At 58.9% G+C, this 20,409-nt stretch carries 16 protein-coding genes; 7 read left to right on the top strand and 9 right to left on the bottom strand.

The genetic code is table 11. The features are described from left to right. Positions 1 to 23 precede the first annotated feature (23 nt). The gene (locus M017_RS0112460; protein ID WP_051669976.1) at positions 24 to 482 is read left to right on the top strand and encodes an RrF2 family transcriptional regulator; all 459 of its coding nucleotides are present in this window, start codon (positions 24 to 26) and stop codon (positions 480 to 482) included. On the opposite strand, the gene msrP is transcribed toward M017_RS0112460, so the two are convergent. From msrP to M017_RS0112430, 6 genes are all read right to left on the bottom strand, one after another. After that, positions 479 to 1,363 (bottom strand): protein-methionine-sulfoxide reductase catalytic subunit MsrP, encoded by an 885-nt coding sequence (msrP, locus tag M017_RS0112455; RefSeq protein WP_051670605.1) that lies wholly within the window; start codon positions 1,361 to 1,363, stop codon positions 479 to 481. The genes M017_RS0112460 and msrP overlap by 4 nt on opposite strands. Positions 1,364 to 1,413: 50 nt before the next feature. Further along, entirely contained in the window at positions 1,414 to 4,608 is a 3,195-nt protein-coding gene (locus M017_RS0112450) for a TonB-dependent receptor (protein WP_031498300.1), read from the bottom strand. Positions 4,609 to 4,670: 62 nt separating this feature from the next. Continuing rightward, positions 4,671 to 5,807, bottom strand: a complete 1,137-nt coding sequence (locus tag M017_RS0112445; RefSeq protein ID WP_051669973.1) for a hypothetical protein — start codon at positions 5,805 to 5,807, stop codon at positions 4,671 to 4,673. Then, the gene (locus M017_RS0112440; RefSeq protein ID WP_080507698.1) at positions 5,807 to 7,465 is read right to left on the bottom strand and encodes an ankyrin repeat domain-containing protein; all 1,659 of its coding nucleotides are present in this window, start codon (positions 7,463 to 7,465) and stop codon (positions 5,807 to 5,809) included. The genes M017_RS0112445 and M017_RS0112440 overlap by 1 nt, the downstream gene beginning before the upstream one ends. Further along, positions 7,446 to 8,816, bottom strand: coding sequence for a DUF1552 domain-containing protein (locus tag M017_RS0112435; protein WP_031498295.1), 1,371 nt, complete (start codon positions 8,814 to 8,816; stop codon positions 7,446 to 7,448). The genes M017_RS0112440 and M017_RS0112435 overlap by 20 nt, the downstream gene beginning before the upstream one ends. Positions 8,817 to 8,818: 2 nt before the next feature. Next, the gene (locus M017_RS0112430) at positions 8,819 to 11,053 is read right to left on the bottom strand and encodes a DUF1592 domain-containing protein (protein ID WP_031498293.1); all 2,235 of its coding nucleotides are present in this window, start codon (positions 11,051 to 11,053) and stop codon (positions 8,819 to 8,821) included. Between the two features lie 124 nt (positions 11,054 to 11,177). On the opposite strand from M017_RS0112430, the gene M017_RS0112425 reads away from it, so the two are divergent. After that, positions 11,178 to 12,011, top strand: coding sequence for a creatininase family protein (locus M017_RS0112425; RefSeq protein WP_080507695.1), 834 nt, complete (start codon positions 11,178 to 11,180; stop codon positions 12,009 to 12,011). On the opposite strand, the gene M017_RS0112420 is transcribed toward M017_RS0112425, so the two are convergent. Next, on the bottom strand, positions 12,008 to 13,201 hold the full coding sequence (locus M017_RS0112420; RefSeq protein ID WP_031498291.1) for a pyridoxal phosphate-dependent aminotransferase: 1,194 nt from the start codon (positions 13,199 to 13,201) through the stop codon (positions 12,008 to 12,010). The genes M017_RS0112425 and M017_RS0112420 overlap by 4 nt on opposite strands. A gap of 99 nt (positions 13,202 to 13,300) precedes the next feature. Between M017_RS0112420 and M017_RS0112415 the strand changes: the two genes are divergently transcribed. From M017_RS0112415 to M017_RS0112395, 5 genes are read left to right on the top strand one after another with little or no spacing between them, the layout of a single operon-like run. Continuing rightward, positions 13,301 to 14,254, top strand: a complete 954-nt coding sequence (locus tag M017_RS0112415) for an ATP-grasp domain-containing protein (protein WP_031498289.1) — start codon at positions 13,301 to 13,303, stop codon at positions 14,252 to 14,254. Between the two features lie 7 nt (positions 14,255 to 14,261). Then, positions 14,262 to 15,296, top strand: coding sequence for an LLM class flavin-dependent oxidoreductase (locus M017_RS0112410; RefSeq protein ID WP_031498287.1), 1,035 nt, complete (start codon positions 14,262 to 14,264; stop codon positions 15,294 to 15,296). After that, positions 15,293 to 16,069 carry a MetQ/NlpA family ABC transporter substrate-binding protein gene (locus tag M017_RS0112405; RefSeq protein ID WP_031498286.1) on the top strand — a complete coding sequence of 259 codons (777 nt, stop codon included), beginning with the start codon at positions 15,293 to 15,295 and terminating at the stop codon, positions 16,067 to 16,069. Before M017_RS0112410 ends, M017_RS0112405 begins: the two co-directional genes overlap by 4 nt. A 9-nt stretch (positions 16,070 to 16,078) precedes the next feature. Next, positions 16,079 to 16,816 (top strand): methionine ABC transporter ATP-binding protein, encoded by a 738-nt coding sequence (locus M017_RS0112400; protein WP_202901649.1) that lies wholly within the window; start codon positions 16,079 to 16,081, stop codon positions 16,814 to 16,816. Next, complete coding sequence (locus M017_RS0112395; RefSeq protein ID WP_031498284.1) at positions 16,813 to 17,466, top strand: methionine ABC transporter permease; 654 nt, start codon at positions 16,813 to 16,815, stop codon at positions 17,464 to 17,466. The genes M017_RS0112400 and M017_RS0112395 overlap by 4 nt, the downstream gene beginning before the upstream one ends. Here M017_RS0112395 and M017_RS0112390 read toward each other — a convergent pair. Together M017_RS0112390 and M017_RS0112380 are read right to left on the bottom strand one after the other, a co-directional pair. Then, positions 17,463 to 18,518 carry an SDR family oxidoreductase gene (locus M017_RS0112390; RefSeq protein WP_031498283.1) on the bottom strand — a complete coding sequence of 352 codons (1,056 nt, stop codon included), beginning with the start codon at positions 18,516 to 18,518 and terminating at the stop codon, positions 17,463 to 17,465. The two genes, M017_RS0112395 and M017_RS0112390, sit on opposite strands and share 4 nt — an antisense overlap. Before the next feature lie 432 nt (positions 18,519 to 18,950). Then, a complete protein-coding gene (locus tag M017_RS0112380; RefSeq protein ID WP_031498281.1) occupies positions 18,951 to 20,399 on the bottom strand; it encodes a sulfatase family protein in 1,449 nt (482 codons plus the stop codon). Between the last annotated feature and the right edge of the window lie 10 nt (positions 20,400 to 20,409).

Genomic DNA, 20,409 nt, shown 5'->3' with positions numbered 1-20,409 from the left:
ATGACCAGGGCGATAAGAGTAACATGAGAACGCTGTCCAAACGGTGCCGCTACGCTCTGCGTGCGCTCTATCGCTTGAGCTTGCAGTCGCAAGGCGAAGCGCTCTCGATCGCCGCGATGGCCGAGGAAGCGCAGATCTCCCGCAAGTTCCTCGAAGCGATTCTGGTCCAGTTGCGCAATCAGAATCTGGTGACGGCGCAACATGGCAAAAATGGCGGCTATCTGCTGGCGCGCGCCCCGCATCAGATCTTTCTCGGACAGATCATTCGCGCGGTCGACGGCCCGATTGTGCCGCTGCCTTGTCTGGCGGGACCGGAAGCCAAACCCTGCCCCGAGTGCCATTCCGAGGCAGATTGCCAGACCCGCTCGATCGTCGCAGAAGCAATTGAGGCGTCCAACCGTGTGGTGGACGCCATCCATTTAGCCGAAATTGCCCGCCGCCGGAACGAAGCCAAACGCAACGTCCTCGACTTTGAGATCTAGAAGTTCTTCATCAGATCGAGATCACGATACAGATGCGCCACTTCCTTCTCGTAGCCATTGAAGAGTAGGGTTGGACGCTTGGAGAGTTCACCCAGCCGGCGCTCCGTCGCCTGGCTCCAGCGGGGATGAGGAACATTCGGATTCACATTCGAGTAGAAGCCGTATTCATTCGCCTTCTTGAGGTTCCATGAGGTTGCCGGTTGCTCGTTGGTGAGACGAATCCGCACCAGCGATTTCGCACTCTTGAAGCCATACTTCCAAGGGACAATCAGCCGCACCGGCGCGCCATTCTGTGGCGGCAGCGCTTCTCCATACATCCCCGTCGCCAGCAAGGTCAGCGGGTGCATCGCCTCATCGAGACGAAGTCCCTCGACATAGGGAAAGGCGAGGCGGCCTTGCTTTGCCAGCGGCATCTGGCCCTCGTCGAAATAAGTCTCAAAGGCAACAAAACGTGCGCCTGATCTCGGAGCAGCCTTCTCGATCAATTTCGACAACGAGTAGCCCGCCCAGGGGATTACCGCAGACCAGCCCTCCACACAGCGGAAGCGATAGACGCGCTCCTCGAGAGGCGCCAGCTTCAGGATCTCCGGCAAGCTCAATTGCAGTGGTTTCGAGACAAGCCCCTCCACCCGCAGTGTCCAGGGATCGGTGCGGAACGACTTCGCATTCACCACCGGATCTTTTTTGTTCGTACCGAACTCGTAATAGTTGTTGTAAGTAGTAACATCCTCGATGCGATTCGGCTTCTCAGCGAGGCTCAGCGGACTCGGGCGCAGCGAAGGAAAGGGAACGGCGCTCGCCACCGCACCACCACCCAGTGCCGCGAGAAAAGCGCGCCGGCCCAGCCAGGCATTCTTCGGAGTGATCTGTAGAGATTGCATGTTCTTCGTAATTCGGAAGAGCCGCGGTTGCGGCCCTTCCTTCCATTTCATTAATAGACGATCTTCAGCGCAAACTGGATACTGCGATTGGGGATCGCCGTCGAGTTGATCTGGCCACGATTCGCACTGTTGAGATCCGTAACCGGAACTGCGAAGTTCGCCCGGTTCAAGGCATTGAAGGCCTCGGCCCGGAACTGCAGGCCCAGACGCTCGGTCACTCGGAACGCTTTGAACAGTCCGAGGTCGAAGGTCTGAATCCCCGGAGCCCTGATGATGTTGCGTCCAGCGTTTCCGAAGGCGTAAGTGCCGGTGGGCAGAACGTCGGAGAAGGCGGCAGGGTTGTACCACTGACGCACCGTCGGATTGTCGAGAACCGGATTGCCCACGACATTGGGACGGTTGGTGCTGCCCGTGTTTGAGATGTCCTTGCTGGTCGTGATGGTCACCGGACGGCCGGTCTGGACCGTGACAATACCAGTGGTTTCCCAGCCTCCGGCAACCGCATCCAGCCAGCGCGGCGCGCTGTTGAGATAAGCACGACCCTTGCCGAAAGGCAGTTCATAGACATAGCTACCGACATAGCGGAACTTGGCATCAAAGCCCGAAGGCGCCCACTCGGCATTCAGGTTGCGTGTATCGCGGATGCCGCCGTCTCCCGTGTTGCCACTGGATTGAGTCGACTGCAGATCGAGCGACTTGGAGTAGACCAAGCTGGTGAGAAAAGTTAAGCCATGGGCATAGCGGCGCTCCAGTTTCGTCACAAGGCTATGGAAGCTGGAACGTCCCACCGCATCACGCCAGGTGACACTCGACCACTGCGAATAGGGCCGGCGAGCCTGGATGTTGCCCGCACCGGGCACCGCCTGATTGATGTCATAGCTGATCGGCAAAGCGGTTCCCTTCGAGCCCTGATAGGTAACATCAAGCAGCAGGTTATTGACGACTTCCCGCTGGATGCCAAAGCTCCACTGCTGCATGTAAGTGGTGGGGAAATCAGGATTGACTCCGCCCGGAGCAACGCTGCCCCCGGCAGTTCCGCGCGGGAAAGGATTGTCCCAGGTGGCAAAGACTTCAGACGCCGTATTGGTCGTTGTAAAGGACGACAAGTAGGGAGCACCCAGGCCAAAGAGAGGAAAGAGGCCGTTGCCCACAACCACCTGATCAAAGAAGATGCCGTAGCCGCCACGAACAACCGTCTTATTGTCCTGGGTCAGACGATAAGCAAAACCAAAGCGAGGTGCAAAATTCGTCTTCGGCATCCTGTAGAGCGTGTTGCCAATATCCTTCGTGCCCACCAGATTCAACAGGCCTGTCGAACGATTAACGTCATACACACCACCCCTTCCTGAGTTCAGAAGGCCGGTATTCAAATCAAACTGCGACGTTTTGTCGGTTCTTTCCTTTTGCGGCGAGTTCAGTTCGTAGCGGACGCCATAGTTCAGTGTGAGCCGAGGCAGAACCTTCCAATCGTCCTGCACATAGAAGTTGTAGGAGCGGGTGTAAGGATGCTGATTCGGATCACCGATCGCACGGCTGGTGCTGCGGAGGCGGCCAGTCAAGAAGTCTGCCAGCGCGTTGCTCGAGTATTGCCCGTTGAAGCTAAAACTGCCCTTCGCACTCGAATCAAAATAAGAGTGCTTATAGAAGTACTGGTAGTCGCCACCAAACTTGTAAGTGTGCTTATTACGCACCAGCGTCAAGGAGTTCACAAGATTGATCGTATTGTCGCCGCGCCACTGGGGAGTGCCGCCGCCGATTCCGGTGATGCCCGTGATGCTGATGCCGGGAAGGCCGCCATTCACGCCATTGGTGGGCTGCACGCCAAAATCACCGCCTTGCGGGATGCCGAGAGCTGCCACAAGGTTACCGAGCGCATTGTCTTCGTTATTCCGGAGACCGGAGTAGCGGTTGTACCCGATGCGGAAGTCGTTGATCAGGTTTGGCGAAAAGATATGAGTGTCGGTGATCACCGCATGATGCGAACGCTGCTTGTCGAGAGTGCTGAAACCGGCAATGGTGCTCGGGGTGTACACAAAATAATCAAAGAACTGATACGACACCGATAGATTGTTCTTTGCGCTCACCGCATGATCCACACGAACAGAGAACTGATCTTGTGGCGTACGCGACGGCGTCGAATTCACATAATTCAAGCTGCCGGCGGCAGCTGCCAGATTCGGCAGTGGATAGTACTGCAGGATCTTGAGTGAGGTGGCGCTGAGTTGCGACTGCGGAATGACATTGCCCACCACGCCGGGAAGATTCACCGTTCCATTGGACTTACTAAAATCGCCACGGCGCTCCAACTCTGTCGGCACCGTTCCCTGACTGACGGTTACCTGCTTATTGCGCAGCCCCTCGAAGGTGCCAAAGACAAAGGTGCGATTCTTCCGGATCGGTGCACCAATCGACAATCCATAGTTATGGCGATTGAACGGCGCCAGATCGCCAGGGCTAAAGAAGTTGCGTGCATCAAAGTTGTTATTGCGGAAAAACTCATACACCGTGCCGTGGATTTCGTTGCTGCCAGATTTTGTGGTGACCAGCACTTGGCCGCCCGACTGGCGGCCATACTCCGCGTTAAAGGTGCCGCTCAGAATACGAAACTCGCGAATGCCGTCAATGGATGGCCGCACGCTGGGTTGGCCCGTGGTGCGGTCGTTGTTGTCGGTGCCGTCGAGAAGAAAGTTATTTGAGGTCTCCGGGTTGCCCGCGACATTGAAGCCGCCGCGCGCAGCAAGCGTAGCGCCTTGCGGGGGATTGAACACATTCGGCACAAGACGAGCCAGATCATAAAAGACACGTCCATTCAGCGGTAGTTCTTTTACTTTCTTCTCATCAATCACACCGCTATTGCTGCCATCCTCAGACTGAATGACCGGCCCGACTTCCGAGACAATCATCTGCTCGCTGGAGGCACCGATATCCAATGTGAAATCAAGTCTTGCTTCCTGGCCCACTTGCAGAACAAAACTCTCGTAGACTTTCGTCTTAAAGCCGTTGGCACTGGCTTCTACCGAATACGATTGCGGCGGCAATTGCAGCGCGAAGTAATCGCCGGAGGCGCCGGTCTCAACTGGCCGCACGGTTCCTTTTTCCAGGTTCTTGATAATAATTTTCGCGCCGGCAATGACAGACCCCGTTTGATCTTTCACCGTCCCCCGCAAGCTTGCATTTACATTCTGTGCCCAAACGCCGGAGGCTGCCAGCAGCAGCAAAGATCCGGCGATCCAAAGTCGACTCATAAAAACTCCTCTCCGCTCCAGGCGGAAGATCACTGTATTGGCCGGGTTCGAAGAATCAGTGCTTACTGATTCCGGTCGGCGCGGCCTGCTTGCGTGGAGGCAACACCGTTTTCAATCTGGTTTTCACGCCACAAGCGAAAGTCTTCGCTGGTGCGTTGCAAAATATCGAGAGCGTCGCCCAGTCCCGGGGCTTCGCTCGTGGAGATCTTTTCGTAGATCTCGTGGCGTAGCGGACTGCGCAAACGCAAGAACACCCCGCTTGCGAGTAAGTAACTCAGCGGATAACGAAACACCTTTTCACGTAGATCAAAACTACGCAGCCCAGCAATTTCAAACTGAGCGCGAAAGGCAGAAGGAGCCGCCAGCGGCTGTGGCAAGCGGCGCTCTCCTGCATAACTCAAAACGGCGATCACCTCGCGCAAAGTGCGAGGATCAGGGTTGGCCATCGCATCTTCCCAAGCCAGGCGCGTCAACAGATTGGTTGCCGTGGTCTGGTGCTCGAGAGTCAGCAGCGCGATGGGATCGCTGCCTGGCCGCAGATAACGCGACGCCTCATAAACAGGCGAAAGCATCTTCGTCAACTGCGTCGTATCGCTCGGATCGATGGCCCAGGAGTTTGAACGATCTTCAAACTTATCCGGCACTCGATCCACATACCATCCGCCCCAGCGATCGCGAAAGGGCGTGTCTGGACTGGTGATGATCGATTGCTCGCCATGTGCCGGAACACCGTTCGCATTCGGCAGCACCGAACCAACAAAGACACCTGGAACGCCCATCGTGGCGGCCGTCTGATGACAGCTCAAGCACTGCGTCTGCCGCTCCAGCTTTCCTTCACGCACGGTATAGAAGGCCATCCCCAGCCTGGCATCCACCGTCGCAATTTCGATCGCAGCGGGTTGCGTCCAGGCCAGATAGGTATCGTCGTTGAAGTAGATCGCCCGGGGCGTTTTCGGCGAGACCTGCCGTGCCACAAAGCTGGTTTTCGAGAAGACCAGGGTCTGCGAATCGGGAGAGATCTCGAGCGCCGACAGAAGCGCAGCCAAGGTCTGGGGAACTGAGCCGCCAAGGGACTCCACACGATTGCTCGCGGCCTGATGCCGGTAGTCGATCGCAGGATGATCCAGCGGCAGATTGGAACGATAAGTTCCAGCATCCACCGCAAGCGACAGGAGTCTCCAGACCAAGAGAAGATGCATCAGCGGCCCTTGGTCTCTGCTTTCGCAGCTTCTGACCTGGCAGGCGCGGCCTTCGGTGGATCCACCTTCGGCGCCACCAGGCACTGGTCGGAGCGGCAGTTGTGAGAGTTCGGCGAACCAAGCTTTTCGAGCAGGGCTAAGGTCTCCGGATGCGGCAGGCCAAAGCGCGTCGGGCCATTTGCCATGTCGGCGGGCGAATCGCCCGTCTTCGTCTTGACATCCACCTTCGCGCCCTGCGCTACGAGGTAATTCACCATCTCGTTGTGTCCGATGTAGCCGGCGCCGTGCAGCGCCGTATAACCACGGCTATCGGCGGCCTGCACATACTCGGTCTTCTTGTCTCCAGCGCTAGCAACGCAGAGTTGCACTGCCTCAAGCCAACTGTCCGGAGCCACTGTCGAATGGTTTGCCATCCAGCCAATACCTGCGGCCACCATCAGCGGCGTGGCATTGGAAGCGGTGGCAAGAGTGGGGTCGGCGCCATGTTCGAGCAACACTTTCATCGCCGCCACATCAACCGATTGGGCCGCGCGCCAGAAGGCGGTAGCGCCTTTGCTGTCCACCCAGGTGGGGTCTTGTGAGAGTCCGCGGAACCACAGCTTCTTCTCCAGCCGCGCGTTGACGTTTGCGCCTTTTGCCAGCAGGATCCGCAAGAGGCTCAGATAGTCTGTTTCCTCAACCAGAACATCGGGCTGCGGATACCAGGCCTTCGGCGCCCAGCGGACGTCAATCAACGCAAAGAGTGGGCCAAGCCCTGCGTCATTCACCAGCTTCGGATCGGCACCCTTGTCAAGCAGAAACTTCGCGAGATCGAGATGCCCATTGATGATCGCCGTGATCAGCGGGGTGCTCTTGTCTGCCGCGCCGGCCTGATTCACATTGGCGCCGCCGTCGAGCAGCGCTTTCACCACGTCGAGATGACCATCGCGCGCCGCGATCAGCAGCGCCGTCTGTCCGCCGACTGTCGTCGTGCCGGTTTCGCGGGGCGAGAAGTTCGCGATGTCGGCAGCTCTAGCCGGCGCCCTCTCGGCTTCTCGCGGAGCAGCAGTTGCCGCATTATCCTTCACCGGCGTCACGTTGCCGTCCATGTCCATGCGCAGCCGTTCCAGCTTGCGCACCAGCGTGGTAATAGACGCATCCGCGCCGTGGCGCAGCAGCAGGCGCACAGCGGCGCCGCGGTTTAAGGCCGCGGCATAGAAGAGAGCCGTCTGGCCGCGCGCCGTATCCTTCGCATTCACATCAGCGCCTTGCTTGAGTAAGACCTCGAGCGCCGCTTCACTCCCCGAGGCAGCCGCAAACATCAACGGAGTGGCGCCCGTTAGATTCCGCGAATCGACAGGCGCGCCCGCCTGGAGCAGCAGTTCCAGACTCTTTGCGTTGCCGCTTGTGGCCGCAAGGAAGATGGGCGTCAGCCCGCCATTGCGCGTGGCCTGATTCCAACGCGCCCCCTTCTCCAGCAAGCGGGCCAGGAGATCCGTATCTTCGAGATAGGCAGCCCAATGCAAGGGCGTCATGCCGTCGCCCTGGACCTGATTCACATCAGCTCCCTCGTTCAGTAACTTCTCAATCGCCGCCTTCGACGTTGCGTCGCCAGCCAAGGAGGAGCAGGCCGCCAGCAAAAGCGAGGCGAGAAACTTTCTAGATGTCGAAAACGCCATTGCTGTCTCCGATCGATTTCTGATCTACGCCAACCTTCTGCAAGATGGTCAGCAGGATATTCGCCATCGGCGTCTCGTCCTTGGCAAGGATGTGTTGGCCGCCCTTCACTTGCCCCTTCGCGTGGCCGGCCAGCAGCATCGGTACGCGTTTGTGATTGTGCACATGCGAGTCGCCCATCGGGCTGCCGTACAGCACCAGGCTGTGGTCCAGCAGGCTGCCGTCGCCATCCGGCGTGTTCTTCAACTTGTCGAAGAAGTAAGGCAGCAAGCTGACGTGGTAACGGTTGATCTTTGCAAAATCGACAATGCGGGCAGGGCTTTCGTTGTGATGCGATGCCGAATGGAAGGGCACTTTGACACCACTTTCCGGGAACACGCGCTGGCTCACATCGCGGCTCATCTTGAAAGAGGAGACACGCGTGATCTCGGTGGAGAAGGCAAGCACTTGCAGATCGAACATCAGCTTGACGTGCTCTTCATAGGAATCGGGAACGCCTACCGGAGCAGACGGGATCGCCCGTTTCTCGCCGCTCGCATTGAACTTCTCAATGCGCTGGATACGGCGCTCCACCTCACGTACGTCGTCAAGATAGGAACCAAGACGCTGGCGATCGGAGGCGCTCAACTGCTTCTTCAACCGGGCCACGTCGGTCATCACGCCATCGAGAATGCTGCGCTCGAGACGCCGCCGGCGCATCCGCTCTGAAGCTTCCGCCCCATCACCGAAAAGACGCTCAAAGGCAGCGCGCGGGTCAAGGGTCATCGGCAAGGGTTGCGTCGGTGAACTCCAACTGATCGTGTCCGCGTAAACGCAGGCGTAGCCATAAGCACAGGCCCCGGTTGCATCGACGTTCTCGATACAGAGCTGGATTGAAGGCAGCGGCGTATCTTGCCCGAACGCCTTTGCGTAGATTTGATCGATCGTGATGCCCGCGCGGATGTCAGAACCTTCGGTCTGCTTCGGATGCGCAGCCGACAGATAGACGGCACTCGAGCGAAAGTGATCGGCGCCCTCTTCGGCCGCCTCCAAGGCAGAGGCCGGGTTCAGATCGGTATGGCTGATGATCGTCAGATGATCGCGAAAGGCTTCGAGCGGGCTGAGTGTCTGCGTGAACTCAAAATTCCGGCCGGTCTGACTCGGCGACCAGTAATGCTTGTTCGATCCGTCCAGCGTACTGCCAGCTGCTCCATGCACCATCTCGATGCAGGCCAGGCGTGGGCGGACATTCGCGGCAGTATTGGCAAGCGGCGTCTGCGCGGGCAGCATGGAATCGAGAAGCGGAAGACCGAGAGCGGCCCCCATGCCGCGTAAGGCCAGTCGCCGGGATAAATGTTTACGAGTCAGATACAAGCTCAATCTCCTTTAGGGTTTGTTTCGTCGCGGCGCATCTGGAAGGGCACGCTCGTCACAGTTGCCATGACGAAGGCCGAGAAGCGATTGCCCGCCAGCGCGGCGTCGCGAGCAATGGCGCGCACCACAGGCATGTCCTTGGGCGTCAGCACCCGCCCGCTTCCATAGGACAGAAGGCGTTCTGCAAAGTTCTCGAGAAAGACGTCGCTGTGGCGCAGGATCGCTGCGCGTAAGCTGACCGGACCATCCACCGGCGTGCCATCGAAGAACTTTGATTTCGTGTCGAGCGGAAAGCCCAGATCCTTCTGCCGCCAAAGCCCAACCGCATCGTAGTTGTCGAGAGCAAAACCAATCGGATCCATCAGCCGATGGCAGGACGCACAAGCGGGATTGGCGCGATGCTCCTCCAGCCGCTCTCGCACCGATTGGCGGCGGACGTTCTCCACCACTTCCTTCAGCGCTGGAATGTTTGGCGGCGGCGGAGGCGGGGGCGTGCCCAGAATCGTCTCGAGCACCCACTTGCCGCGCAGCACCGGCGAGGTGCGATTGGCAACCGAGGTCAAAGTCAAAATGCTGCCATGGCCCAGCAGCCCGCGCCGCGCGTCTTCCGTCACCGGAACACGGCGGAAGCGGTTGCCGAGAATATTCGGAATCCCGTAGTGCTTGGCCAGACGCTCGTCGACGTGCGTGTAGTCCGCGTTCAGCAGATCGAGGAGGTTGCGATCCTCGCGCACAATGCTGTCGAAGAGCAGCTCGGTTTCGCGGCGCATCGATTGCGCGACGTTGCGATCGAAGTTTGGAAACAGCAAGGGATCAGGCAGGGCGTGCGTCAGGTTCTGCAGCGTCAGCCACTGGCTCGCGAAGTTTGTCGAGAGAGTGTCTGCGCGCGGGTCGGCGAGCATCCGCCGTACCTGCGCCTCAAGGCGCTTCGGTTCATGCAACAGACCACGACTGGCAATCGAGATCAGCTCTTCGTCCGGAGTGCTGCTCCACAGGAAGTAGGACAGGCGAGTGGCCAGTTCCAGATCGGAGATTCGGTAGTTCCTGCCGGGCAGCCCTCCCTTCTCAAAACGAATCAGGAACTCGGGATTGGACAGGATGGCCTGCAAGCCAGCCTGGATGCCGGCTTCAAAGCCGCCATTGTTCCGTCCGGCCTGGAATTGGCTCAGCAGCCGGTCTACGTCGCCTTCTCCGATCGGGCGGCGGTAGGCCTTTACGGCCAGTTGCTTCAGGATCTGCTTCGCACAGCCGAGTTCTGCACTTTCGTTCTCGGGACGGCAACTGAGAATCCGCTGCCGAGCGGGAGTCTCCGAAACGCCTCCGGCCTTTAGCGGGCCGTCGATGATCAGATCGTGCAGATGAGGCAGCGCGGTGATACCCGGAATGTTCGCGACGTTCACATCGACGAGCGCCTGCTCCACCGGGCTGATCAGATCTTCTACCGCACCGTCAAAATCTTTCAGGAAGGCGGCGGCGATCCGGTGCGGGCCAGCGCTCACCCAGAGGGGCGGCGTTTTCAGTTCATCAAACTGCTTCATGGCCGGATCGATATCGAGCAGCGCGTGCCGCTTGCCGTCGATCGAAACTTCAATCTTCTGGCCCTTCCCCAGCGTGCGGCCAAACAGCGTTGTCCCCATCTGGTGGAAGTAGAAATGGAGCTTGAAGACATAGTCCCCATCCACCTGGAACAAGTGCTCGACGGCGGTGCCACCCCGGGTGCCAAAGGGAGTTCCTTCGACGTGGCGCGTTTGCGAGATCACACGGGGAATCGAATAAGTTGACTGCTGCCGTCCGGTGCTGGTGTCGCCTAGCGCCGCGCGGCTGATCTTGCCCGCTGCCCGCACCAGAGCTTCCACCAGCGTGGGCGAGATGGTCAAACCGTCGGCGAGGTTGTCGAAGCCGCGAGTGAGGTCGTCGGGAGGCAACATCGCCGAAACGTCGATTTCGAGACCGAGCAGATCGCGGATTGAGTTCGCATATTGGCTTCGATTTAAGCGATGGAGCGGCGGGGCGCCCGCGCTCAGAGGAGCTGAATCGAGCGATGCGCGCAAGCCATTGATAATATTTGCCTTTTTTGCATAGTTCTGGGTCGGCGGCATCAGCCCGAGCTCTACCTGGCGCAGTACCTTCTCCGCCAGTTCGCGGTTCGCCGAGGGGGCCTGGGTCAGGAACTTCGCCAGATTGACGCCTCCCGAATGGAGACGATCATTGTGGCAGCCGACACAGTTCTGGCGCATCGACAGCTTCCAGATTGGGTTCGTTTGGTTCGGGGCGGCAGGAGCCACACAGACAAACAGAAGAACTAGGAAGACCCTGCAAAGCATACTCGACATCTTTGATCGAGTATAGGACAATCATCAAATGAATGAAACCTTCCGGCACAAAATAATCCAATTTTGTCTTGCCGCCCTACTACTCAGCCCCACTGTTTCTGCCCAATTGCTCGAGACGGAGCGGATGACCTGGGTGGAGATCAAGGACGCGCTCCAAAAGGGCAAGACGACCGTGCTAGTCTTCAACGGCGGCATCGAGCAAAGAGGCCCGCAGAATGTGACCGGCGGACATAATTTGATCGCCCGCTATACGGCAATCGAGATTGCCAAGAAGTTGGGCAATGCCCTGGTTGCTCCCACGATTCCGTTTTCGCCGAACCGCGCCGATCCAAATCTACCGGGCACCATCGGTCTCAGCACCGCGCTATTTGCCTCGCTCAATGAAGAAGTCACGGAGCAGTTGATCAAGAACGGCTTCAAGACTGTTGTTCTGATGGGCGATCATGGCGGCGGACAGAAGGAACTTAAGACCATCGCCGAGAAGCTCACTGCAAAGTACCAGGAAGAAGGGACCCGGGTTCTCTATTGCGATGACGTGTACAACAAGGCGAACAACGAGTTCTTCGAATGGCTCGACAAGAATGGCTACCCGCCCGGCACTCACGCGAGTATTCCAGACACCTCAGAGATGCTCTACATTGGCGGCGATTCCGGTTGGGTGCGCAAAGAGTTGATCGCAACGGCCCTGGGCGATGCCCCGAGGAAGCCTGGGGAAGCGCCGAATGCGAACGAGAAGCGGGTCCGGAATGGAATCAGCGGCGACGCACGGCGATCCACTCCGGAACTGGGCAAGCGCTTTCTCGATCTGAAGGTGGATCTGGCAGTGAAGCAGATCCGCAGTCTCTCGGCGGCCAGCCGCTAACGCAGTTTAGCGAGTTTCTCTCCTGCTCCATCGAGGGTCTCGAATCGCTTGCAGAAACAGAAGCGCATCTGCTGGGACCCTCCACCTTCACTGTAAAAACTCGAACCGGGAACCCCGATGACTCCCACATTCTCCAGCAGGTGCTTGGCGAAAGCGAGATCGTCCCGGAAGCCAAAGCCGCTGATGTCGGTCATGATGTAATACGCGCCGGCGGGCTGGTAGGTGCGGAAGCCGGCTGCGTTCAGATAGCCGAGCAGCCGCGCACGCCGTTCCGTATAGCTGCTCGAAAGATAGACATAGTAATCTTCGCTTGCCCCGAGTGCGATGGCCGAGGCGGCTTGCAGCGGCGCGGCAGCCCCCACGGTGAGGAAGTCATGCACCTTGCGAATGGAATCGGTCAGATGCGGCGGCGCAATCACCCAGCCTACGCGCCAACCCGTCACCGAGAAAGTTTTGCTCATGCTGTTGATCAGAATGGAGCGATCACGCATTCCCGGAAGAGTTGCAATCGGGATGTGCACCGCGCCGTCGTAGGTGATGTATTCGTAGATCTCGTCGGTGATCGCAATGACATCGAATTCCTGGCAAAGCTCCGCGATGGAGGTCAGTTCCTCACGGGTGAAGACTTTGCCCGATGGATTGTTCGGGCTGTTGATGACGATCGCCTTCGTCTTGCCTGAGAAAGCGCGGCGCAGTTCTTCGCGATCGAAGCTCCAATCCGGCCCTTGCAGCTTTACGGTCCGCTTAGCGCCACCGCTCAGATGGATGTCCGGACCGTAGTTCTCGTAGAAGGGTTCGAAGATGATCACTTCGTCGCCGGGATTGAGAATCGCCATCAGCGAGGCCATCATGCCTTCGGTGGCGCCACAGACGACTGTGATTTCGCGCTCGGGATCGACCGGGAAGGCGTAAGCCTTCTTATAGCGATTGGCAATCGCGTCGCGCAGCAGCTTGGCGCCCCAGGTGATGGCGTACTGGTTGATGTCGGCGTCAATGGCGTTACGCGCAGCCGCTTTGATTTCTTCTGGAGCTGGAAAGTCGGGAAAGCCTTGGGCCAGGTTGACGGCGCCAAACTTGAGGGCCTGCCGCGACATCTCGCGAATTACCGACTCAGTGAATCGACTAGTCTTTTCGCTGGTGTAAAGAGCGCGGCGGGTCGGAACGCCAGAGCTCAGCTCTGTTGAGATCATACGCCTATTCTAACGCGCCAAAGTCAATCTATGCTATTTTGATAGAGATACTAGAATAATAAACAACTCGCCCATTATCAGTGAGTTGAAAGGAATTGCATGTCTGCACCGCTCGCCATCTTCTATGAGCACCCCGCTTGGTTTGAGAAGCTTTTCGCCGAACTGGAGAGCCGCAGTGTGGCCTATGACAAGATCCATGCAGGCGATCATTTTTACCGGCCGGGAGAGAATGCGACGGGATGGAAGGTTGTTTTCAACCGCATGAGTCCTTCGGCCTATCGCCGTGGAACAGGCAGCGAGATCTTTCATACGACGTCCTTCCTGGGCGACCTCGAACTCTCCGGCATTCGCGTGATCAACGGAAGCAAGGCGTTTCAGTTTGAGATCTCCAAGGCGCTGCAGTTGTCGCTGCTCCAGAAGCTGGGACTGCGTGCACCGAAGTCGCGCGTGCTGCACAACCCGCAGAGCGCCCTCGCGGCCGTAGAAGGTTTGCGCTTTCCTGTCGTCATCAAACCGAATATTGGCGGCAGCGGCGCCGGTGTGGTGCGCTACAACTCGCGCGAAGAACTGGCCGCGGCAGTCGCGGCAGGGCGTATTGATCTGGGCTTGGACCATGTCGGGTTGCTGCAGGAGTTTGTACCGGCTCGCGGCGGCCATATCACTCGCGTGGAGACCTTGAACGGCAAGTTTCTCTATGCGATCAACGTGTACCTGAGCGGCGAAACTTTTGACCTTTGCCCCGCCGACATTTGCCAGACCGCGCAAGGCGAGACGCTGGACAATGCCTGCGTCATTGAAGGCGCAAAGGCGGGACTCAAGGTGGAGGCCTACCAGCCGCCGCCGGAGGTGATTGCGGCGATTGAACGCATCGTGGCCGCCACTGGCATCGATGTCGGTGGCATCGAATACATGGTGGATGATCGCGACGGAGAGATCTACTACTACGACGTGAATGCGCTATCGAACTTTGTCGCCGATGCGCCGCGTGTGATCGGCTTTGACCCCTTCGTCAAGCTGGCGGACTATTTGCTCGCGGAGGTGGAGCGTGGCTAAGCAAGCAATGCGCTACGGCTACTGGATGCCGGTCTTTGGGGGCTGGCTGCGCAATGTCGAGGACGAAGGCATGGAGGCGAGTTGGAACTACACCAAACGCCTGGCCCAACGCAGCGAAGAGATTGGCTTTGATCTGAGCCTGATTGCCGAATTGAATCTGAATGACATCAAGGGCGTCAATGGCCCGTCACTCGATGCGTGGTCGACCTCGGCAGCGCTGGCTGCCGTCACCGAAAAGTTGGAGTTGATGGTTGCCGTCCGGCCCACCTTCCACTCCCCTGCCCTGTTCGCAAAGCAGGCGGCAAACATCGATCGCATCAGCAATGGCCGCCTTGCGCTGAACGTAGTCTCCAGTTGGTGGGAGCAAGAAGCGCGCATGTATGGCGTTGCGTTTGAGAAGCACGATGACCGCTATGCCCGGACGGCGGAGTGGCTTGAAATTGTCGACCGCCTTTGGCGCGAAGACCATGTAACGATCGAGGGCAAGTACCATCGCATCAAGAACACCGTGCTGCAACCAAAGCCGGTGCGGCAGCCTCGTCCGGTGATCTATGCCGGTGGCGAATCAGAGGCGGCCAAGAATCTGATTGCTGAAAAGTGCGATGCCTATGTGATGCATGGCGACTCGCCTGCCCATGTCGCTGCCAAGGTAAAGGATCTGTCGGAGCGGCGTGATCGATTTGGCAAGCCGCCAATGCAGTTTGGCGTGTCTGGCTATGCGATTGTGCGCGAGACCGAGGCGGAGGCGCAGAAGGAACTGGCTCGCATTGTCGATGTGAAGCAGAATGCCGCCGGGTATGCGAACTACCAGCAATGGCTGAACGGCACACAGCTTGAACAGCGGATGTCGATTGAAGAGTACTCGGTTTCGAATCGTGGGCTGCGGAGCGGCTTAGTCGGTACGCCCGCGCAGGTGCAGGATCAAGTGGGAGAGTTTGCCCGCGCCGGTGTCGATCTGTTACTGCTTCAGTTCAGTCCTCAGTATGAAGAGATGGAACGCTTTGGCGAGACCGTGATCCGGCCTGTGGGAGTTGCCTCTTGACGCGGCGTAGCGTGCTGGCCGCGCTGGCCTTTGCCTCTTGCGCGAAGAAGTCGGCGAGCCTGCGCGTGGGCGTCACGCCTGTTCCAGCTGGGGAAGTGATGGCGGAGGTGAAGCAAGTGCTCGAGCAGAAAGGCGTCGCAATCGAGATCGTTTCGTTTACGGATTACATTCAGCCGAACCTTGCGCTAGCCAGCGGAGACATCGATGCGAACCTGTATCAGAATCTGCCGTTCCTGAAGCAGTTCAATCAGGATCGCGGCACAGACTTTGTCTCAGTGAAGCCGGTCTATTCGCCGCCGATGGGCATCTATTCGAAGTCGATCAAAGCCTTGGGCGAGTTAAAGCAGGGCGCCTCAATCGCCTTGCCGAACGATCCTGTCAATTTGGGACGCGGCCTCATTCTGCTGGCTGAGGCGAAGCTGATTGCCCTCAAGCCCAGCGCCACGGATCGTTCCCCGACGGAAGAAGACATCCAGACGAACGAGCGCGGGCTGTTGTTGCGACCACTCGAAGCTGCCCAGCTTCCCCGTGTGCTGCCGGATGTCGATGCCGCGGTGATTAATGCGAACTATGCGCTCGACTCCGGGCTGCATCCGCTGCGCGATGCGGTTTATTACGAGAAGGATTTGTCGCGCTACGCGAACATCCTCGCTTGCCGCAAAGGCAAAGAAAAGGACCCACGCATTCTGCTGGTGGCCGAAGCGCTGACCAGTCCAGAGATGAAGTCGTTCCTCAAGAGGCGCTATCAAGGCGCAGTGATTCCGGCATTTTAAGGAGCGCGGGTGGCATTGCTCGAGTTGCGGGGCGTATCAAAGCATTACGCTCAGGGAGAAGTAACCGCCTTGGAGGACATCCATCTCACGGTGGCCAGTGGTTGGATCGAAGGAGTGATCGGATTTAGTGGCGCAGGAAAGACAACGCTGCTGCGCTGCCTGTGCCGATTGGAGAAGCCGGATGCCGGCTCCGTATTGATCAATGGGCTGGACCTTGCCGCGCTAGAGGGACTTGCATTAGAAGAGGCGAGACGAAGAATTGGGGTTGTGTTCCAGAGCCTCCATTTGCTGCGGTCGAGAACCGTGCGTGCGAATGTTGCACTACCGCTAGAAATTGTCGGGACGCCAGTTGCTGAGATTCGTGACCGGGTCAGCGAGTTGCTGGATTGGTTTGGACTGACGGAGAAGGCGGATGCCTATCCATCGCAGCTCTCGGGCGGCCAACGCCAGCGCGTCGCGATTGCGCGGGCACTGTCCTTGAAGCCACCCGTATTGCTTGCCGATGAGCCGACCTCGGCGCTGGACCCCGAAACCACCGCCTCCGTACTGAACCTGTTGCGATCGGTGCGCGACTCTTTTGGCACGACCATTGTGTTGATCACCCACGAACTGGAAGCCGTGCGCGCGATCTGCGATCGCGTCGCGGTGCTTGAGCGGGGGCGTCTTGCCGAAGAAGGCAGTGTCGCCGAAGTGCTTGCCCATCCGCAGAGTGCTGCAGGCCGCCGCCTGACGCAGGGGCTGCGATGAGCGAGTCGCTATTGCCGCTCCTGTCGAAGGCGACGCTGGAAACGCTTGTCATAGTGGCGGTTGCGCTGCCACTTGCCGGCCTCGGTGGATTGCTGCTGGGAGTGCTGCTGGTGCTGTCGGCACCGGGAGGCTTGTTGCCACAGCCGCTATTACGGAACCTCCTTGGCGGGATTATCAACTTTGGACGGAGTGTTCCGTTCATCATCCTGATGGTGGCGCTGGTGCCGGTGACGCGATGGCTGGTGGGAACCTCCATCGGGACCGCAGCGGCGATTGTGCCGCTGGTCTTTGGTGCGATTCCTTATGGCGCGCGGCTGGTGGAGGCGGCACTGCTGGAAATCGATCCTGGGGTTCGTCAGGCTGTCGAGGTGATGGGGGCGCGGCCCTGGCAGATTGTCACGAAGGTGTATTTGCCCGAAGCGTTGCCGAGTCTGATTCGTGCGGCGACCTTACTCGCCGTGACCTTGATCAACTACTCGGCGATGGCCGGAGCCGTGGGTGGCGGAGGACTGGGCGATCTGGCGATTCGCTATGGCTACCAGCGCTTTCGGCCCGACGTCATGCTGAGTACAGTGCTGGTCCTTGTCGCCTTGGTGCAGGGTCTGCAATGGGCCGGCGATCGTTTGTCTGCGCACGCCGACCGGCGCTAAGTGCTCTTCAGCAAGCCGAGGCGCACTAAGCTTTCGGCCGTCGCAATTACGGCCTCTTCATTCGAGCGCGGAGACCAACCGAGAACACGCTTCGCCTTCTCGTTGCTGGCTCGTTTGACCTTCCCCAGCTCTGGGGCGATCTGCGCCACCGAAGCACTGAAGCGGGCTACCAGACGCACCAGCCAGTCGGGTAGCACTCGGGTGGTGACGCGCCGGCCGGCTTCGCCCATGCGGGCTTTGAGCAACAGAGCGACTTCCTGCATCGTCATGCAATCGCCCGCCACGGCTAAGAAGCGTTCGCCACTCGCGTCGGGATGCGTCATCGCGCGCAGGTGCAAGTCTGCAACATCGCGCACATCGACAATACCCAATGCCAGACGCGGACAACCCGGCATGTCACCATCGAGCAGGCGCTTGACCAGTTGGATGGAGGTGGCGTAATCGGGACCAAGCACCGGGCCAAAGACACCCACCGGATTGACGGTCGCCAGTTCCATGGCGCCGCCTTGCCGGGCGACAAACTCCCACGCTGCCCTCTCGGCTAGCGTCTTCGACTTTACGTAGGCGCTGATGTTAGCATCCTCGAGATTCGTCCAGTTCTCTTCCGTAAAAGGGCGCTCCGTTGGAGGATGGCCATAGCCAATCGCCGCAAAGGAAGAAGTGAGCACGACGCGCTTGACGCCTGCCTCGTGAACCGCCCGCAGAACCCGGAGAGTGCCTTCTCGAGCCGGACGGATGAGATCGTCTTCGTGCCTTGGCGGGGTAAGAGGAAAGGGCGAGGCGACGTGCAATACGTAGTCGCAGCCAGCCACAGCTTCTGGCCAGCCGGTGTCGGATAGGAGATTGGCGGAGACGAAGGATAGACGCGAATCGAGGCTCGCGCCGGCAGCCTCGAGCGTGGCCCGGAGACCAGGCTCCCGATCCAGCGAACGCAGAGTCGCTCGTACCTGGTAGCCCTCCTGGAGCAAGCGCAAAACACAGTGCGAAGCGACAAAACCAGAAGCTCCTGTCACCAGCACCAACTTGCCATTTCCGCTTGCTTGGGGTTGCACGCTTTTATTCTTCCATGGCAAACAAGAAAGCGGCAGCCCTCCGCAGGCTAGGCTCCTTCAATCCACGCTATCAGCAGCCCCAGAGTCCAATAGATCTGAACCGCGACACAGGCGAGACCGGCGATTGAGACTTTTCGAGTTGCAGGAGTCCAGAGGCCCCGGAGGAACACCCAGAGTTCATACACAGTGCAGAAAAGGAAGACAAGAAACCAGCCGACAATTGCGAGTGCGTAGGCGCCGAAATCCGCTATGTACGGGCTGGGCGCCCAATGTAGCCTCAGCTGATAGATCCCGTAGGACAGCCAGAAGCCCGCGTTGGTCGCTCCCAAAACAGCAAGGGTCAAGTAGGGCCTGGGGAGGCCACTGACTCTCGAAGCAACCAGCATCAGGCCCTCGCTCTTTGAGAGAAGCGAGGGCCATTTCCTTTATCAGCTACTCCGCCGGTACGTCGAACTTGTCGCCGGTGTCGTTCACCCATTGCTTCAGGCGGGCAATCAACTTCTTGCGCTCGGCACGGTACAGATTGTTCTGCGCGAGATTCGCCTGCTCGAGCGGGTCCTCATTCAGATTGAACATCAGCCAGCCACGGTTCTCAAAACAGGTGTACTTCCAGCCATCCTTGGTCACGAGCCCACGATAGGCAGCGTTGATGCTGTCGGGATGTCCTGTCGGGATGACCAATTGCAGATAGGCCGAATCGGGCTCCGGACCTGCTGCGGGCTTATTCAAGCGATGGTGCGACAAGTCGCTACCTTGCATCCAATCGGGCTTCTTGATGCCGCAGAGACCAAGCGTGGTGGGCGCGATATCGACGTGATTCAAAACTGCCGGGAAGCGGCCGTTCTTGCGTCCCTCGTAACGGGGGATCTCGCCACCGATGATGAACGGAATGCGGATCGATTCTTCAAATGGGTTTGTTTTGCGGAACATGCCCTGCGAACCGTGCATGTCGCCGTGATCGGAGAAGAAGACAATGTGCGTGTTGAAGCCGAGCCCGGACTCCTCGAGCGCCTTCCGGATGCGGCCGAAGTTGTGATCGAGGTTTTCGATCATCGCGTAATAGCCGGCCGCTTCGCGCCGTGCTTTTTCCTGCACACGCGGAATGTTCGGCACGTTGTCCCGCATGTGAAGCTGGCGGGGATTGTAGCGCGTGAGGAACTCTTCCGGCGCGACATAGGGATCGTGCGGCGGTTGCACCGACAACGCGGCAAAGAAGGGCTTCGCCGTGCCGCCCTTTGCGCGCGCCTGCTTCTGTTCCTGCCCACGCTCCTTGATGTACTGGATCATCAGATCGGAGAGCGCGTCGGTCTCAAAGCCAGGGAGGCGGTAATGGAAGGCGTCCTTGCCTTGCCCGCCGTGCACCCAGGAATCCCACTGCGAGTTGTTGTTCTCGTAGCCGGACCAGGTTTCAAAGCCGCCACGCTTTGCCGGATCGGTGATGAACATCGCCGCGCGGCCGTCGCGCTCGTGCCAACCCCCGACGTGCCACTTACCGAAATAAGCCGTGCGATAACCAGCATCGTTGAAGGCATGGGCGACGGTTTTCTGGCCGTCGGGCATCGCGTATTCGTGTCCTGGAACAGCCTTGTGCGGGTACACACCCGACAGCAAAGAACCACGGAAGGGGCAGCACAGCGGATAGCCTGCCACTGCGTTGGTGAAGGTGACACCGAGTTCTGCCAAGTTATCGATGTTGGGGGTTCGTGCATTCGGGTCCCCCGCACAGCTTAAGGCTTGCGCCCGGTGCTGGTCGCCAAAGACCCAGATGATGTTTGGCTTTTCATTCGATACGGCCTCTGGCGTACGGCGCACCTGCGGGGCCTGTTGGGCAAACGCAGCACCACCGGCTGCGCTTGCTCCCAAGAAATCACGACGGTTCATCAGAGATCTT

It is taken from the genome of Bryobacter aggregatus MPL3, from assembly GCF_000702445.1.
Taxonomy (GTDB): domain Bacteria; phylum Acidobacteriota; class Terriglobia; order Bryobacterales; family Bryobacteraceae; genus Bryobacter; species Bryobacter aggregatus.
The sequence above is the reverse complement of the archived record's forward strand: the minus strand, read 5'-3'. Positions and strand labels throughout refer to the sequence as shown.

Excerpts from the sequence above, each read along its gene's own strand:
- M017_RS0112450 (WP_031498300.1), bottom strand. The coding sequence starts at position 4,608 with ATGAGTCGACTTTGGATCGCCGGATCTTTGCTGCTGCTGGCAGCCTCC.
- M017_RS0112395 (WP_031498284.1), top strand. The coding sequence starts at position 16,813 with ATGAGCGAGTCGCTATTGCCGCTCCTGTCGAAGGCGACGCTGGAAACG.
- M017_RS0112430 (WP_031498293.1), bottom strand. The coding sequence starts at position 11,053 with ATGCGCCAGAACTGTGTCGGCTGCCACAATGATCGTCTCCATTCGGGA.
- M017_RS0112460 (WP_051669976.1), top strand. The coding sequence starts at position 24 with ATGAGAACGCTGTCCAAACGGTGCCGCTACGCTCTGCGTGCGCTCTAT.
- M017_RS0112445 (WP_051669973.1), bottom strand. The coding sequence starts at position 5,807 with ATGCATCTTCTCTTGGTCTGGAGACTCCTGTCGCTTGCGGTGGATGCT.
- msrP (WP_051670605.1), bottom strand. The coding sequence starts at position 1,363 with ATGCAATCTCTACAGATCACTCCGAAGAATGCCTGGCTGGGCCGGCGC.
- M017_RS0112380 (WP_031498281.1), bottom strand. The coding sequence starts at position 20,399 with ATGAACCGTCGTGATTTCTTGGGAGCAAGCGCAGCCGGTGGTGCTGCG.
- M017_RS0112410 (WP_031498287.1), top strand. The coding sequence starts at position 14,262 with ATGCGCTACGGCTACTGGATGCCGGTCTTTGGGGGCTGGCTGCGCAAT.
- M017_RS0112425 (WP_080507695.1), top strand. The coding sequence starts at position 11,178 with ATGAATGAAACCTTCCGGCACAAAATAATCCAATTTTGTCTTGCCGCC.
- M017_RS0112440 (WP_080507698.1), bottom strand. The coding sequence starts at position 7,465 with ATGGCGTTTTCGACATCTAGAAAGTTTCTCGCCTCGCTTTTGCTGGCG.
- M017_RS0112415 (WP_031498289.1), top strand. The coding sequence starts at position 13,301 with ATGTCTGCACCGCTCGCCATCTTCTATGAGCACCCCGCTTGGTTTGAG.
- M017_RS0112420 (WP_031498291.1), bottom strand. The coding sequence starts at position 13,201 with ATGATCTCAACAGAGCTGAGCTCTGGCGTTCCGACCCGCCGCGCTCTT.